Source organism: Acinetobacter sp. LMB-5 (assembly GCF_001541635.1).
Classification (GTDB): Bacteria; Pseudomonadota; Gammaproteobacteria; order Pseudomonadales; family Moraxellaceae; genus Acinetobacter; species Acinetobacter pittii.
This window is the reverse complement of sequence record NZ_LRDR01000010.1, coordinates 51,362-68,564: the sequence shown is the minus strand read 5'-3', so window position 1 is coordinate 68,564 and position 17,203 is coordinate 51,362. Positions and strand designations below refer to the sequence as shown.

At 39.5% G+C, this 17,203-nt stretch carries 11 protein-coding genes and 1 pseudogene; 9 read left to right on the top strand and 3 right to left on the bottom strand.

Annotation, left to right across the window (positions count from 1 at the left end; translation table 11 throughout):
- Positions 1-5: 5 nt before the first annotated feature.
- Both nirB and AW165_RS14745 read right to left on the bottom strand, forming a co-directional pair.
- Positions 6-2,552, bottom strand: coding sequence for a nitrite reductase large subunit NirB (gene nirB, locus AW165_RS14750; protein WP_060466267.1), 2,547 nt, complete (start codon positions 2,550-2,552; stop codon positions 6-8).
- 11 nt (positions 2,553-2,563) lie between these two features.
- Positions 2,564-2,905 (bottom strand): hypothetical protein, encoded by a 342-nt coding sequence (locus tag AW165_RS14745; protein ID WP_060466266.1) that lies wholly within the window; start codon positions 2,903-2,905, stop codon positions 2,564-2,566.
- 386 nt (positions 2,906-3,291) lie between these two features.
- Between AW165_RS14745 and AW165_RS14740 the strand changes: the two genes are divergently transcribed.
- Positions 3,292-3,882 (top strand): ANTAR domain-containing response regulator, encoded by a 591-nt coding sequence (locus tag AW165_RS14740; RefSeq protein WP_060466265.1) that lies wholly within the window; start codon positions 3,292-3,294, stop codon positions 3,880-3,882.
- Complete coding sequence (locus AW165_RS14735) at positions 3,883-4,905, top strand: ABC transporter substrate-binding protein (RefSeq protein ID WP_060466264.1); 1,023 nt, start codon at positions 3,883-3,885, stop codon at positions 4,903-4,905.
- Positions 4,906-4,930: 25 nt separating this feature from the next.
- On the opposite strand, the pseudogene AW165_RS20165 reads toward AW165_RS14735, so the two are convergent.
- A pseudogene (locus tag AW165_RS20165) lies at positions 4,931-5,026 on the bottom strand (hypothetical protein); the annotation flags it as partial.
- A gap of 507 nt (positions 5,027-5,533) precedes the next feature.
- On the opposite strand from AW165_RS20165, the gene sbnA reads away from it, so the two are divergent.
- From sbnA to AW165_RS14700, 7 genes are all read left to right on the top strand, one after another.
- Positions 5,534-6,538, top strand: a complete 1,005-nt coding sequence (sbnA, locus tag AW165_RS14730) for a 2,3-diaminopropionate biosynthesis protein SbnA (protein ID WP_005803491.1) — start codon at positions 5,534-5,536, stop codon at positions 6,536-6,538.
- Positions 6,539-6,559: 21 nt separating this feature from the next.
- Positions 6,560-7,573 (top strand): 2,3-diaminopropionate biosynthesis protein SbnB, encoded by a 1,014-nt coding sequence (sbnB, locus tag AW165_RS14725; RefSeq protein WP_003652251.1) that lies wholly within the window; start codon positions 6,560-6,562, stop codon positions 7,571-7,573.
- A 71-nt stretch (positions 7,574-7,644) separates the two neighbouring features.
- Positions 7,645-9,285, top strand: a complete 1,641-nt coding sequence (locus AW165_RS14720) for an IucA/IucC family protein (RefSeq protein ID WP_081410681.1) — start codon at positions 7,645-7,647, stop codon at positions 9,283-9,285.
- A 3-nt stretch (positions 9,286-9,288) separates the two neighbouring features.
- The gene (locus AW165_RS14715) at positions 9,289-10,494 is read left to right on the top strand and encodes an MFS transporter (protein WP_060466262.1); all 1,206 of its coding nucleotides are present in this window, start codon (positions 9,289-9,291) and stop codon (positions 10,492-10,494) included.
- Positions 10,491-14,018, top strand: a complete 3,528-nt coding sequence (locus AW165_RS14710; RefSeq protein ID WP_060466261.1) for an IucA/IucC family protein — start codon at positions 10,491-10,493, stop codon at positions 14,016-14,018. Before AW165_RS14715 ends, AW165_RS14710 begins: the two co-directional genes overlap by 4 nt.
- Positions 14,011-14,784, top strand: a complete 774-nt coding sequence (locus tag AW165_RS14705; RefSeq protein ID WP_060466260.1) for an HpcH/HpaI aldolase family protein — start codon at positions 14,011-14,013, stop codon at positions 14,782-14,784. Before AW165_RS14710 ends, AW165_RS14705 begins: the two co-directional genes overlap by 8 nt.
- Before the next feature lie 153 nt (positions 14,785-14,937).
- A complete protein-coding gene (locus tag AW165_RS14700) occupies positions 14,938-17,175 on the top strand; it encodes a TonB-dependent receptor (protein WP_060466259.1) in 2,238 nt (745 codons plus the stop codon).
- Positions 17,176-17,203: the final 28 nt, after the last annotated feature.

Below are 17,203 nucleotides of genomic sequence, written 5' to 3'. Positions count from 1 at the left end.
CTCCTTTATGCTTCAACCATTGGAATACGGTCTTCTGAACGTTCAGCTTCAGTTAATGGGCGAATTTGACCACGTTCAGTTGTAAATTGAATGTGTGGATCGGCCTGTTCATTTGCTCCTGCGTTGATATACGTTTGGAAGCGTTTGCGAACTTCAGGATTTTCCACCGCAGTACGCCATTCGTCTTGATATGTACCAATGATGTGTTCCATACGGCGCTCAAGCTCGGCAGCCAAACCAAGTGAATCATCCACCACTACAGATTTAAGGTAATCTAAACCGCCTTCCATGTTGTCGCGCCATACACTCGTACGTTGTAAACGGTCTGCGGTTTGGATGTAGAACATATAGAAACGGTCGATATAACGAATCAATGTTGCTTTATCAAGGTCAGATGCAAGTAACTCGGCATGACGTGGTTTCATACCACCGTTACCACAGACATAAAGGTTCCACCCTTTTTCGGTCGCGATAATACCTACATCTTTACCTTGCGCTTCTGCACACTCACGAGTACAGCCAGACACTGCCATTTTTAATTTATGCGGTGAACGTAAACCTTTGTAGCGGTTTTCAAGCTCAATCGCTAAACCAACGGAGTTGTCTACCCCGTAACGGCACCATGTGCTACCTACACAAGATTTCACGGTACGCAATGATTTACCGTAAGCATGACCAGACTCGAAGCCCGCAGCATTCAGCTCTTCCCAAATGAATGGAAGCTCATGAACTTGCGCCCCGAACATGTCAACACGTTGACCGCCAGTAATTTTGGTGTACAAGTTATATTTCTTCGCAATTTGACCAATCGCGATTAAACCATCTGGAGTCACTTCACCACCGGCCATACGCGGTACAACCGAGTAAGAACCGTCTTTTTGGATGTTACCCAAATAGTAGTCATTACTGTCTTGTAAGCCTGCATGACTTGGCTCAAGTACGAAATCGTTCCAGCAAGATGCCAGAATATTTGCGGCAGCAGGTTTACAGATATCACAACCTAAACCATGACCATGTTGATGAATCAAATCATCGAATGTCTTAATTTCATTGACACGAACCAAGTGATACAACTCTTGACGCGAGTACGGGAAGTGTTCGCAAATGTGGTTATTTACAGTCACACCTTGACGTTGCAACTCTGACTTCAACACTTGTGTCACTAATGGTGCACAGCCACCACATGCTGTTGCTGCTTTGGTGCATTTCTTTAATGCACCTAAAGAGGTCGAACCATCGCTAATTGCTTGGCAGATGTCTGCTTTTGATACATTGTTACATGAACAAATGGTCGCGCTGTCTGGAAGTAAATCTACACCGCTACCACCAGACTTACCTGCTGATTGCTCAAAGCCAGGCATAATCAAGCTTTCAGGAACTTCAGGTAAAGCCAGACCGTTTAACATCATTTGTAAAAGGTCATTGTATTCTTTGGCATCGCCCACCAAAACTGCGCCCAGCAATTTGGTTTTATCTGCATTTACAACGATCTTTTTATAAACCAATGCATGCTCATCTGCATAGAAGTAGCTTAATGCACCCGGAGTCATGGCATGAGCATCACCTACAGAGGCAACGTCCACACCCATCAACTTCAACTTGGTGCTCATGTCTGCACCAGCGAAGCAATGACACGCTTCATCTAAAATATGTTTTGCTGCAATACGCGCCATGTCATAGCCCGGTGCAACTAAACCATAAATTTTATTTTGCCAAAGCGCACACTCACCAATGGCATAAATATTGTTATCTGAAGTTTGGCAATAATCATTAATGACAATACCGCCACGCTCACCAATCGCGAGACCACTGTTACGTGCAAGTTCATCACGTGGACGGATCCCCGCAGAGAATAAAATGACATCTGCTTCAAGCTCGCTACCATCTGCAAATTTCATTACATGTGTAGTGCTGTTGCCACATTCGATAGATTGTGTCGCTTTTTGTGTATGAACTTTTACACCAAGGTCTTCAATTTTACGGCGTAAAACTTTACCGCCCAAATCATCAATTTGAACTGCCATTAAACGTGGCGCAAACTCAACAACATGTGTTTCTAAATCTAAATCACGTAAAGCTTTTGCAGCTTCAAGTCCAAGTAAACCACCACCAATCACTACACCTGTTTTTGCATTAAGACTCGCTGCACGAATCGCGTCTAAGTCTTCAATCGTACGGTAAACGAAGCAGTTTTCACGGTCATTACCCGGAATTGGTGGAACGAATGCATACGAACCAGTTGCCAACACCAATTTGTCATAACTGATGACATCACCATGATTGGTTGTGACTGTTTGTGCAGCTGTATCAATTGCAGTTGCTTTGGTATTTAGGCGTAAGTCAATGCCATGAGCATCAGCAAAGTCAAAACGTGCTAAAGATAAATCTTTTGCTGATTTCCCAGAGAAATATTCTGTCAAATGTACACGGTCATACGCGATACGAGGTTCTTCCGCGAGAATCGTGATTTCCAGTTCATCATCTGCTTTTTCTAAAATGGCTTCGATGAATTTGTGGCCCACCATACCATGACCAATCATTACCAATTTCATAGTGTTTCTCCTCAAATCACGTTGCTTTTAAGCTGCGTTATTGCGTTCTCAAATAGACGTTGTTCTTTTGCTTTGTGCTCTACCGAGAAGCGAATCAACATCACGAAGCATGTAGCTGCTTGAAACCAATTTTTTTCACTCGTTGACGACGCCCAATACACAGCAAAGTCATAAAAAGAAATAAAAAAAGCGAGCCCCCTCATAGAGAAGGCTCGCATCGCTGGAACTGAAAAATTAGATAATTCAGATGTAACTTTTTTATGCAATAAAAATAAAGACATGACCTTCACTCCGACTGAACGTAACTTCTTTGTGTGTACGGTTGCACTCACAAACTCGATCAGAACGGACATCGTTGGCCGTCTTTAAAACTCATGGTCGTCTTCGACCTGTAATTAAGTAAGCACTTTGCATGCCAATATTTTAAAAACTTAATAAGATAATATTTTTTATATTTAATTTCATATAGATAATGATTTTTAATGTGCACATAAAGAATTAAGTCTTATTTTCCCTGCTCCATCACTGCACACTTATATGGTTTAAATAAAAATACGCCTTGCTACAAAATGAATCGTATTTTTGCACCAAGATTGATCAGCCCCATGCTTTGGCATGCTAAAGTGCCATTAAAGCTCGATTTTTTCTCTAGTTTTCGATGGCACTAATCTTGCTTAAAAAACTGATAACAAAAAACGCGTCGAATTGGCGCATTTTCTTAGCCTGATTTTCTGAACTTATGCCAAAACTCAAAATAGCCCTTATTGATGATGATCATGCGCGAGCCGACTATATAAGAAAAAGTCTGCTTGAAAATAATTTTGAAGTGGTCGCTTGCCTTACTTTGGACCACTTGAATATCTTTCGCCTCGAACATTTACAAGCTGATGTGATCTTGCTTGATATGGACCATCCTCACCGTGACATTATTGAAAGCTGTGTCAGTAGCTATGACCTTCCTACCGTTCTGTTCACCAAGAATTCAGATAAAGACACAATCAAACAAGCCATAGATGCGGGGGTGACTGCTTATATTGTTGATGGCATAGACCCTGCCCGCTTACATACCATTTTAGAAATCTCTATTGAGCAATATAAAAAACACAAAAAACTCGAAGGAGATTTAAAAGATGCTCAAACTAAACTAGCTGATCGTAAAGATGTTGAAAAAGCCAAAGTTTTACTTATGCAACTCCATGGCCTTCCTGAAGATACGGCATTCCAGTTGCTCAGAAAAAATGCCATGAGCCACCGCATTACGATTGGGGAAATGGCTCGGCGTTTACTTGACGCCCAAAAATTACTTGGCAATCAACTAAAGGATGAATAAATGAGCACATTAGAAAAGACTCAATTACAACTCGGCTATATTCCTTTGCTTGATTGTCTTGCACTGCTTTGGGCAAAACAAAGAGGTTTCTTTGACGAAGTAGGGCTCGATGTTACTTTAGTTAAAGAAGCTTCATGGGCAAGTCTTCGCGACCGCCTTGCTTTTGGTTTATTAGATTCAGCTCACTGCTTATCTGCAATGTTACCTGCGGCCGCAGTAGGATCAGATCAAATTGGCACGCCACTGCAAACATCACTCGTTTTAAGTGAAAACCGTGCTTTTATTAGCTTAAGCCAAAAACTTACTCATCAACTTGCAATTCAAAAAAATGATACGGCTCAAGTAACAGCGCAAAAAGTGGCAGATTATCTCGAACAAGGTCACTCCATTTCTTTAGCGCATGTATTTAAGCATTCTATTCATCATTATTGTTTACGAGAGTGGCTCGCCTTAGCAAACCCTGTACTTGCTCAATCTATCCAGCTCAAAACATTACCGCCACCTTATATGGTTGAAGCATTAGACAAACATGTGATTGATGGTTTTTGTGTAGGAGAACCTTGGAATACTCAAGGAGAGCTTTTAGGTTTAAGTAAAATGATTTGCTCAAGTCAAAACATTATTCCACCTGTGGCTGATAAGGTTTTAGCCGTAACTCAAGAATGGGCTGAACAGCATCCACAAACACTGGTTGCACTCACCACGGCAATTATGAAAGCCCAACAAGAATTGAGTGAGTTAGACGATTTTGCTCCAATTTTAAAATTATTGGTCGAGTTTGGAATTGTGCGCTTCCATTGTTCAGAAGAAGTACATGTCGACAAATACTATGTGATTCAGGATATTGTCCGTCATTTAGTAAAAGAAAGTGCACTTCCAAAAGTTGAAGACTTTTATTGGCTGCTCGAGCAAATGCAAAAATGGGATGAACTTCAACTCGACCAAGCACAAATCACAAGCTTGGGTGCTCAATGCATTAATCTTGAGGCTTATGAACAAGCTAAACAACGTTATCGTTCATAACTTTTCTACTTATTAAATCACCATAAAAAAAGCTGTCTTTTATGACAAAGACAGCTTGAAAGACCCATAAGACAAAATGCGAAACACGCATTCCTATATTTTCTACGCTCAACTGATCCATTGAAAATATAGCGCTTATGGAAATGATCATATCTATCTAAGCGTATCATTTTCAGACATTTTCATATCAATAACTGCCACTTGATCACTTTCAGTTCATTATTCAAAGCATCTTAAGTCAGTCTTTAAATATTTATCCCTTCTTTAAGCCTTAAATCTACCCATGCTCAAAACAGAATAGTGATGCATCAATTACGCGGGTGAGGTCATAAATTTCATTTTATTTCTTCAAAATAATTTCTCGCATCTGTCTTAATTAAATTAATTTTTTTAGCCATAAAGTAATTTATTGCCTATGTCATTATATTTAAAAAGATTTATTTATTAATCCTTTTGTAAAACTTAAATATTACGATTCAAATAATTAGATAAAAAAAATTAGTGAAAAATCCTCTAAGTCCCTCCTGTTTTGAGTTACAAACCGCAACAATCATGGCACAAATGGTAATAATAATTTAATTAATAATCATTATCATTCACACCACATAAAAACCTGAGAAGATCTACCATGATCCATGAAAATATTCTCGACTGCATAGGTAAAACGCCACTACTACAATTATCAAGGCTATTCACGCATCAATCGATCTCAGTGATTGCGAAAATGGAATTGTTAAACCCAGGAGGAAGTATTAAAGACCGTCCGGCATTATTCATGCTACAGGAAGGCCTGAAATCTGGAGTGATTAATAAAGATAGTCATATTGTTGAAAGTTCATCAGGGAACTTAGCGATTGCGCTTGCAATGGCCTGCAAAATATATGGATTAAAATTTACTGCCGTTATTGACCCGAAAATTGCCTCAGCAAACTTACAAATGTTGAAGCTCTACAAGGCCAATATCGAAATGGTCTCTGAAAAAGATCAAAACGGCGGTTATTTAAAAACCAGAATTGATACTGTAAAACGACTCTGCCAACAGCTTCCAAATGCTGTTTGGATTAATCAGTATGCAAACCCAAATAACTGGAAAAGCCATTATTTTGGAGAAGCAGAAGAAATCCTAAATCAAATTGATCGCAAGATTGATTACCTCGTGATTGGGGCAAGTACCTCTGGCACGATTATGGGCGTATCTCGTCGCCTTAAAGAAAGATTTCCAGAATTAAAAGTGATCGCAGTCGATATCGTCGGCTCTGTGTTGTTCGGTGGCACATCTGGTCCACGCGAAATTCCTGGGATTGGGGCAAGTACTGTCCCACCACTACTCTCCCCCGATGAAATTGATGATGTCATTTATGTAGATGACTATGAGTCGGCACTCGGTTGCAGAGAACTTCTTGAACACGAAGGAATCTTTGCTGGCGGTTCAAGTGGCTCATCAATTTCAGCCATCAAAAAACTGATTCCAACCATTCCTGATGGATCGTGCGTCTTAACACTGTTGCCCGATCGCGGCGATCGTTATCTCGATCTTGTTTATGAAGATGAATGGTTCGAAATGATCAAGAAGCGTCACTTCAATCGAAACGTACGACGTCAAGAAAACCTTACTTTACAAAATGCTGTTTAACCTTCTCCTTAGGAAATATTCATGAGCAATTTGGCTACCCTTCGCTACTTAAGTCAATCAGATTTATTAAATCTTGGCGCAAATCATAGTAATTCATTTATTGAAGCGATTACTGAAGGTTTAACTCTGCATGCAAATAAACAGTTTGTTCAACCTTTAAAACCTTATCTTCGCTGGCAAGGTGCAGACCATATTGCCGACCGTATTATCGCAATGCCTTGTTATTTAGGCGGCAACGACCCGATTGCCGGAATCAAATGGATTGGTTCAAGACAACATAACCCTAAAAAATTCAATATTCCGCGTGCCAGCGCACTGATTGTTTTAAATGACTCAGAAACAAATTATCCAGTTGCGGTGATGGAAGGCAGTCTCATCAGTGCCATGCGAACTGCGGCAATTACTGGTGTTTCGATTAAATATCTAGCGAAAAAAGACTTTTCAGACATTACCGTGATTGGCTGCGGACCAATTGCTCAAATGCAAATTAAGACTGTGCTTGAACAATATGCTCAAGTGAAAAAAATCCATTTATTTGATGTGAACCCTGAAGCAGCTGAAAAACTCAAAGCACTGTTCTTATCTGAATATCCACATCTAGAAATTGAAATTCACGACAGCGCTAAGTCTGCGATTCAGCAAGCCGATGTCCTCATTACCTGCACCGTTTCAGATAAGCCTTACATTCCATTTGAGTGGCTAAAAAAAGGCTGCTTTGTTTCAAATATTTCAATTATGGATATTGAGCCTGAAGTCTTCTTAAAAGTAGACAAAGTGATTGTAGATGACTGGGACCAATCAAACCGAGAAAAGAAAGTCATCAACGTGCTGGTTGAAGATGGCTTATTCAGCCGTGAAAAACTACATGCTGAACTTGGCGACATCATTATTGGTCATAAAAACGGCCGCGAACACGAAGATGAAATCATTTTGCTCAATCCAATGGGCATGGCGATTGACGATATTGTCTGCGCTAAATGGTTCTTCAATGCTGCACAAGAACAAAACGTTGGCACGGTTCTACCGCTTTTATAAGAATAGGAATAACTAAAATGTTAGATCGGATTTACACAGCACAACTACAAAAAACGATAGATGCACTCTACATGGAGAATTATGGAGATTTTAAAGATCATATTTCCTATAAAAAGCCTTATCTGGCAATTACTCTCAATGATGAGTTGGAATTCTATTTCAGCTGTTTAAAAGTAGATGGTGTAAATCCTTTCTATGTTACCCAAGCCGAAGTTTTGCTTCATAACGTCTTAAACAATACAACGTCTGAAATTTCTATTTCTGAAGTTTTTAACTATTTAACCCAAGCAAATTGGTGGCCATCGCCACACCATCAAAAAGCGATTAATTATTGGCTCGACAACTTAGTAACGGCTGAAAGAATTCCTCAAATTTTACAGTCAGCCCTTTCATTTTCTTCACCTTTAATCAAAAGCGAGTTGCTATCACTGGTCGCTGATCGTCCATTTCATCCATTCGCTCACTCAAAAGGTGAACTTGCACCACTCACAACTCAAAAAGAAATTGAGGTGTATTGGTGGGCATTTAAGAAAGATGACGTGATCAATAATATGGAGTCGATTCCTCATAAAGAGCTTCTGTTAACAGAAGTTGAGGAAAGTCTTATTGCTGACAAAATGGCTCAGCTTTCAGATGATTACTTAGCCCTGCCGTTGTTAGAGACGCAACATCGCTATTTAAAGTTTGAAGAAAATAAGTACGACGGTATTGACCTAAACCATGTCACCACGATTGGTTTACCGACTTCTTCTTTAAGAACGCTTATTCACAATGCAAACCCTACTTTGCATTTAAAACTCTCAACAAATGCCAAGACATTAGGTGCAATCCGCTCTATGCCAGGCCGTTATTTAATGAATGGGCATACGGCTTACGATTTTTTAAATGAAGTCATTAATCAAACTGCTTTAATAAAAAATCGCCTCTTTTTGAGTAATGAAACGCATTGGTGGGTACTCGGTAAACAAGAGCCGATTGTAAAAAATTTAGGTGTAATCGGTTGTCAAGTCAGACATTTACCCAATTTTTGCCAAGATAAAAACATCGCCTCAATCACTATGTCAGCTTTAAGCTGTAAATATGTTGACCCTTGGGAAACTTTAGGCGTTAAAGGTGACAAATGGTCATTACTAAAAGACTTAAGTGTTCATTTTATTCAAACATTCTTAACACTTTGGGCAAAAGGAATCATGCCTGAATGTCACGGGCAAAACACCATGGTGTGTTATGAAAATAATAAGTTGAAATGCTTTATTTTGCGTGACCACGATACATTAAGAATATGTACCACAGCCATTGAAGAAAGTGGTTTTACACCTCCAGTTTATACCATTGACACGAGTACACCGAACAATCTTATCTTTACTAAAAATGAAGACTTATTTAATTACTTCATTACCTTAGGGATTCAAATTAATCTCTACCCGATTGCTTTAGCTACCTTGAAATATACGGATCGTACAGAAAGCGATTTTTGGGAGATGGTTCAAGACATTATTCAAGATTTTGTAGAAACCCAACCGATTTCAAAACAAACAAAATCGCAAATTCAAACCTATCTTTTCGACAATAAGACTTGGCCATTCAAACAACTACTTACGCCTTTACTTGCGCAAGAAAGTGACTCAACAGGCATGCCAAGTAAAATCGGAAGTACGCCAAACCCTTATCACAGCTTATCTGTTTCTAGCTATGAGACCATGGATATCTAAATCATGCGCTCATCTCGCCTAGATCATTTCATTATTTTGCTCTGTCAGTTTTTTTCCACTTTCGGGCTTATGGTGCTGATTCCGATCATGCCGCTCTATATGAAAAAACTGACGGCGCATATGAGTGCTCCCACTATCTGGGCAGGTTTGGCACTCGCGGCTCCGGCTATTGGCAGTTTATTTACCGCACCGATTGTGGGTCACCTATCCGACACATTCGGCCATAAAAAAGCCTTGTTACTTTCTCTGGCTGGTTTCTGTATTTCAATACTGCTCATGGCGAGCGCCCAGCATTTATACCTGTTTATTTTCGCGCGAATTTTACTCGGTTTTTGCGGTCTTTCCGTGATTTTAAATGCCTATGTTTCATATCTTTCTAATGAACAACAACGTGGTGCCGCTTTTGGGCAACTACAAAGTAGTGTTGCGCTAGCTTGCCTATGTGGTCCCGTGCTCGGCGGGATATTTATGGATCAATGGCAGGTTGAAGTATTACTTAACGCGACAGCATTTGTTGTGATGACCTTAATTTTGATTGCGTCATTTGTATTAACCAATCCCGTTAAAGCAGAGGTCACAAAAACCAAAGAGAAATCCAAGCTTCCCGCTTTCTTTGATAGAACGATTTTTTCATGGTTAAGCGCCGGCATTTTGGTTCAAGCCGGCGGTTTTGGTTTGGTGTCTTGCTTCGTTTTATACATTAGTGAAATAAGCCAAAGCACTCATTCATCGTTATCTGCTGCGAGTTTAACGGGAACAATTCATGCGCTTTCATGGGGAGCAGCATTTATTGCTGCAACCTATTGGGGAAAAAGAAATGATGATAAAGGAGATTCTTTTAATAACTTCATTTACGCATCCTTAATTTGCGGCATCACGATTTTCGCATTGATCTGGGTTTCTAATCTCTGGCTGATTCTTGTATTACGACTCATACAAGGCTTCTGCTTTGCAGCCCTTATTCCTTCGATCTTACACACCATTTCTCTAAAAGCTGGCGCTCAAAGCCAAGGAAAAGTGATTGGTATTTCTAACAGTGCCTTTGTCTTAGGTCAACTTGTTGGCCCAATCACCATCACGCTCACCTACTCATTTTTCAATATCACCGCTGCATTAATCTGCACCTCACTATTTTTTATCGGTGCGGGATTAGTGGTGATTTTGAACAGATTCTTAATGGATACAATTTTAGAAGAGGCACAAGAATGAACTCAATTATTACAACAGATGCATGGTCTTATAAACTTTTCGAACAGTACCTGAATACTTTCTTTCGTGAACTTAAAGTAAATCTTGAAGAGCATATTATCCCAGCTCAAGACTCTCCTTTATTCACCCTATATGCGGAGCAACCCAGTACCCTGTATTTTGCTTATACGTTTAATGCATCTAACACGACTGTTTATGGCGCAGTTCAGCATCTTTCAACTACGGATTATCACAGATATCAACGTGGTTTTGTCCTGCAAAACTTAAATGACAATACGTTCGACTCGCTCACCGACCCTAAAAATTTAGTGAAACTGATTACAGATGAGTTGAATAGTTTATTTAAAGATAAAAACCAAAATAAGAACCTGTACTCCGATATTGTAAATAGTATCGAGAACACAAAATTCTTTTTAGAAAATAAGCCATCTCAAACAGCATCTAAAGTAGTTAGTGGTTTTCAGGCAACCGAACAAGGCATGTTATATGGGCACCCTTTTCATGTGACCTCTAAGGCCAACTTAGGTTTTTCTAAAGAAGACATGAAAAAGTATAGCCCTGAGTTAGGCGCAAATTTCCAACTTCATTACTTTGCAATTCATTCTTCTTTAATTCAAAAGCTGGTAAGTGAAGAACAGCCTTCTCACCATATTGAAAATGAAGTTTTAGAAGCTGCAAAAGAGCATTTGCAAGAAAACTTAGCAAATTACGAGCTCATGCCAACGCATCCGTGGCAAGCCAACTTCTTACGTCAACATCCATCTTTGAAGAAATATTTAGATAACCAAGACGTGATCTATCTGGGCGCTTTAGGTCAAACGGTATGGCCGACCTCATCCGTTCGTACCGTGTGGTTACCTCAATCGAATCTATTCTTAAAGCTATCAATTGATGTACGAATTACCAGTTTCATCCGTAATAATCCAATGGATGAAATGGAACGTGCCATTGATGCGAGCAAAATCATTATCAATCACAAGATTAATGAGCAATATCCCGACCTTGTGATTCTGCCAGAATTAGAGGCAAAAACAGTCAAAATTCCAGAGCTTGAAAGTTCATTTGGTATCCTTTATAGAGCGGGACTCACTCCTGATGTATTAGAAAATACCCGAATGCTGGGCGGCTTGGTTGAAGAAAGCGAACATCATGAGATTCCTCTATTCAGCTTTATTCAGCAAGCAGCACCCAACCAAAATCTACAATCGAAAGACGCGAAAGACTTCATTACTTTCTGGTGGAAACAGTACGTTAAGGTTTCGCTTATTCCATTAATTGAGTTGTTTGCAAATAAAGGTATTAGCGTAGAAGCGCACATGCAAAATAGTTTAATGGAATTTAAAAACGGCTATCCACATCGCCTTATTCTTCGAGACATGGAAGGCATTAGCATTGTTCCAGAAATGATAGAAGATGACTCATCTATTTCTGAAGATAGTACCGTTTGGTTCTCTCAGAAAGATGCGTGGACCTTTTTAAAATATTACCTCGTGATCAATCACATTGCTCATCTCATCAGTGCAATTGCACGAGTTTCCGTGATTGAAGAATCTGAACTTTGGCAAGCCACACGCCTTACGCTCACACAAGAAAATTTTAGCGCCAAAGGCCAGCAATATCGCGATTTATTAATTAATTCACTCACATTACCAATTAAGGCAAATATGTTAAATACGCTCTACCACAGTGGTGGCAATCCTATCTGGATTGAAGTTGAAAACCCTATTTATAAATATCGCGGCGCAGAAGCACTTTGTCCTCTTCAACCAACACAACAAACCAATTATAAAACCCTCGCGGAAAATCGCGTAATGAGTCAATTATTAGAAGCACTCATTTTTGAAAATACTTTTAAATACGAGTTTTCTAAAGGTCAGATCAAGTTTTATGTTTCCGATACCGTTTTTTATACTTGCGTGGCTAAACGACATTTCAGTTTTAAACGAATTAAGTTAGATCCTTCAAGCTTAGTCCGTTCTGATATTACTTTAGATGCTGAAACTCGTCCTAGCTTAAAAACGCTACTTGACGATTTAAAAAATATTATTGAAGCTGACCCAGTTAAATGGCAAAACTTTAATGATGAACTCAATTTAACTTACGTTAAACATGCGCAGACTTTGAGCCAAATACCTGCCCAACCTTTAAGAACTTTGCCTTATTTAGAACAAGAAGCGCGGATTACCAACGCCCATTTATATCACCCGAGTTTTAAGTCTCGTATCGGCTTCGATTTAAAAGAAAACCAGAAATATGCACCCGAGCTTTCTGAAGGTTTTACGGTTCAATGGGTTGCAACTCATAATAGTCTATGCAAACTGGTTTTAAGTGAAACCATTAACTTAGAGCAGCTTTATAAACAGCATTTTTCAGAAAAAGATCTACAAGCCATTAACAATCAATTGAAAGAGCAAAATGTAGATTTTAAAGATTATATCCTCACTCCAATTCACCCGTGGCAGTGGGATAAAATTATTGAATTATATTATCAAGATGCAATCAGCAACCAACTGATCATTCCGTTAGATATTGAAGGTCCGACTTATTTACCGCAACAGTCCATTCGCACATTATCAAATATTAGCGACATCTCAGCGCTTTCTCTTAAATTGGCAATGAACTTGGTCAATACCTCGACCTCTCGTGTATTGGCACCGCATACCGTTCAAAATGCGGCAAAAATGAGTGACTGGCTTTATAACATTATTGAACAAGACCATATTTTAGAAAAACAGCGTAAGCCTGTTATTTTAAGAGAGATCGGCGGTCTTTCAGTGAACCAGCAAATTGCGCTACCTGTTCAATACGGCGCACTGGCTTGCATTTGGCGCGAAAGTATTTACAGCTACTTAAAAGAAGGCGAATCGGCAACGCCAGTAACAGGACTAATGCAACTCGATACAGACCAAAAACCGCTAATCGATGAGTGGATCCAAGAGTATGGTATTGAGTTCTGGTTAGAAAAATTACTTACCAATGCTTATTTACCAATCATGCATATTTTGTGGTGTCACGGTCTCGCTTTAGAGTCACATGCACAAAACATGGTACTAATTCATAAAAATGGCTTACCCGTTAAAGCTGCTTTGAAAGATTTCCATGATGGAATTCGTTTTAGTCGTCATCTTTTACGTGAGCCGAACTTTTTACCCAACTTACAAGATGCGCCAAAAGAGCACGCCAAGATTAACCCGAACTCGTTCTTGGAAACCCACTCTCCAAATGAGTTAAGAGACTTTACTCAAGATGCGCTCTGGTTTGTAAATCTGGCTGAGTTAGCGATTTTCTTAAATGAACATTATGACTTCGATGAAATCAAATTCTGGACCATGTTAAGAACCATTATTAATCAGCATAAAGAAGCTCACCCAGAGTTTAGCGAACGATATGAATTGTTTAACTTTACAGATGACACCATTGATATTGAACAGCTCGCAAGCCGCCGTTTCCTTCCGGAAATTCGCTTAAGAGTACAAACCACGCCGAACCCGCTCAGCCTTATTAAGGAAATTGAATATGAATAAGCATTCGATTTCTTTTAAGAAACGAATAGCAAATGGCGAGACGCTCTACGGAATCTTTTGTTCCGTAGCTTCTCCGATTAATGTCGAGCAAATGGCACTTGCGGGCTACAACTTTATTATTATCGACTTGGAACATACTTTATTTACTACGTCTCAAGTCGAGACGATGATTTTAGCCGCTAGAACCATGAATCTTGATGTCTTTGTGAGGGTGCCGTTAAACGCCAACCATTTAGTTCTACCTCTGCTCGATGCAGGGGTAACGGGTATTGTTTTTCCGCGTATAGAAAATGCTCAGCAAGCACAAGAAGCCGTGAACTATTGTCACTATATGCCGCTTGGGCAAAGAGGTCTCAACTCGACAAGGTTAAATCGATATGGCATGGATGATTTAGCTAGTTTTGTTCAACACGCAGCAAACGAAACGGTTGTCGTTGCCATGATAGAAAGCTTAGAAGGACTAGAACAACTAGATGAAATATTAAAAGTTGAAGGTATTGATATTATTCTAGAAGGTGCTGCCGACCTTTCTCAATCTATGGGAATGCCATGGCAATCTAGCCATCCAAAAGTGAAAGAAAAAGTTCAAGAGATGTATGCAAAGACTAAAAATAGTCAAAAGCATTTCTGTGCTATTCCCCGACAACCTGAAGATATTGCGGCATGGAAACAACAATCCGTTCAGCTTTTTGTACTCGGTGATGACCGCAGCATTATTCGCCGTGCTCATCAAAATCATTTGAATTCTTATAAAGAAATCTCATAAATTTTCAGTTGTGTAGAGCGATGGGTGCACCTTCCTCTACACAACAATTAATAAAAATAAATTTTATTATTTTTTGTCCAACAACGATATTGTGAATTACAATCATTCTCACTTATAATTCGACAAATTTAAAATCACTCTCAGGGCGAGACAATGGGAAATAAGATAAAAAGTCACAAACTTTTTACCAGGAAGTCTGAAGTAAAAAATATCATTCCACTCCTTTCACTTGGTGGGGCCATCTTTCTCTCAAACTCGGCCTTTGCAGCCTCAGCCTCTGAAACAACAGATGTTGAAAAAAAGCCTGAGGCACTTCCTACAATTACAATTACCGCTTCACGTGCAGATGAACTCTCTACCTCTGCCAAACAAGTCACCAAGCTAGATGAAAAACAAATTGAACTTTTAAGAAATGGTTCATCTGGAAGTATTGCAACCGTTTTAGCAAAAGCCGTACCGGGCCTGTCAGATTCAAGCCGAACCATTACCGATTATGGTCAAACTTTACGTGGCCGTAATGCCCTCATCTTGGTTGATGGCGTACCAATGAACCTTACACGTGACACATCACGCGGACTTTCAGCAATTGACCCTGAAAGTATTGCCAACATTGAAGTGATTCGAGGCAGTAACGCAATTTATGGTGGTGGCGCTGCAGGTGGTATTATTTCAATTACCACGAAAGCGGCTGGTGGCGAACCTACAGCAAAAACAGTTGTTGGACTTCAAACACCTTTAACAAATTTCCGTTCTAATGCTTTAAGTGGCGATATTCATCAATATTTCACAGGCAGCTTTAATGCTTTTGACTATGCACTAGACTTTGGTTATCAGCGTATTGGTAGCCCGTACGATGCAAGTGGTGACCGTGTTGCACCAGAACCAAGTCAGGGCGATTTATATGATTCTGATGGCTATAGTATCGGTGGTAAACTTGGTTATCATATTGATGACAACCAATACCTACAATTCGCTGCAAACTATTATAATGCCGAGCAAGACTCAGATTATGCATCTGACCCAAGTGTGAAAAATGCTCCTGCTGGAACTGTACCAGCGAAAGCAATTAAAGGCTTAAAGCTCAAAGACCAAAATAAAAACGAAAACCAGATCTACAATTTAACTTATAACCATAAAGACTTTTTTGGTAATAAGGTTGATGCACAAATTTATTATCGCGACTTCTTTACCCGTTTTTCACCATTTGATGCACGAAAAAATCCGAATCGTGGAGGACAAGTAGATCAGATCTATCAAGAAAATAATGTACTCGGTAGCCGCTTAACTGTTACTACACCACTTGAGTTTTTAGGTGACACCTCACTGGTTTGGGGTGGTGACTTTAGCCGCGAAAAAAGCGAAATGCCTTTAGATATTTTCGATCAAAAAATTTATGATCAATCTGGTGGCTTAGAGTTTGTAAAAATTGGCAAACTTATTTATTTACCTGAACTCACCACGCAAAGTGTGGGTGGTTTTATACAGTTAAAACACCGCTTTAATGACCAATGGTCAGCTGAAGCAGGTACGCGTTATGAAGACAGCTATGCCCAAATTGATAGCTTTGTTCCATTATCGCAATTAGGTAAGCCCAACCCTTACACCGTTGAGGGCGGGAAAGTGAAAGCTGATGCATGGTTGTACAATGCTAACGTGACTTTCTCTCCAAATGACCAACACTCGATTTATGCATCTTTTAACCAAGGTTTCCAATTACCTGATGTTGGTTTGATTATTCGTAATGCTGGTGAAGGTTTTAACCTTGGTTCGTCATTCTTAGAACCCGTAAAAGTAGATAACTACGAGTTAGGCTGGAAAGGAAACTTCAATAACTTCTCTTCAAGTTTAGCGGTCTTCCACTCCACTTCCGACCTAGGTGCTGTGCAATCGTTCAACAATGGTTTAGTACTCGCTAGAACCAAAGAAAAAGTCACTGGTGTTGAAGCAACTTTTGACTATCTTGATGATGCCAATGTTTGGGGAACTGGTGGTAGTGTTACATGGATGAAAGGTCGTGAAAAGCCGCAAAACGGTGCTGAACAAGACATGACAGGCTTCCGTATTCCACCATTAAAACTCACAGGTTATATTTCCTATAGTCCAACGGAAACTTGGACGAATCGTCTACAAGCTACTTACTTCGGTTCAGAAGATTATCGCTTAAATGGTAAAAATAGTTTTGGTCGCTATGATGTAAAATCTTATACAACAGCAGATTTAATCAGTAGCTTTGCGCTTAACAAAAAAGACACTGTGACGATTGGTTTAGAGAACATGTTTAACCGCAAGTATTATCCTCTATATAGCCAATTATTACGAACTAGCGATAACACTAGCCATTTAGTGGCAAATGGTGCAACGCTTAAAGTTTCTTATAGCCATAAGTGGTAATCAAAAACTGACATTGAATGTGTCACAA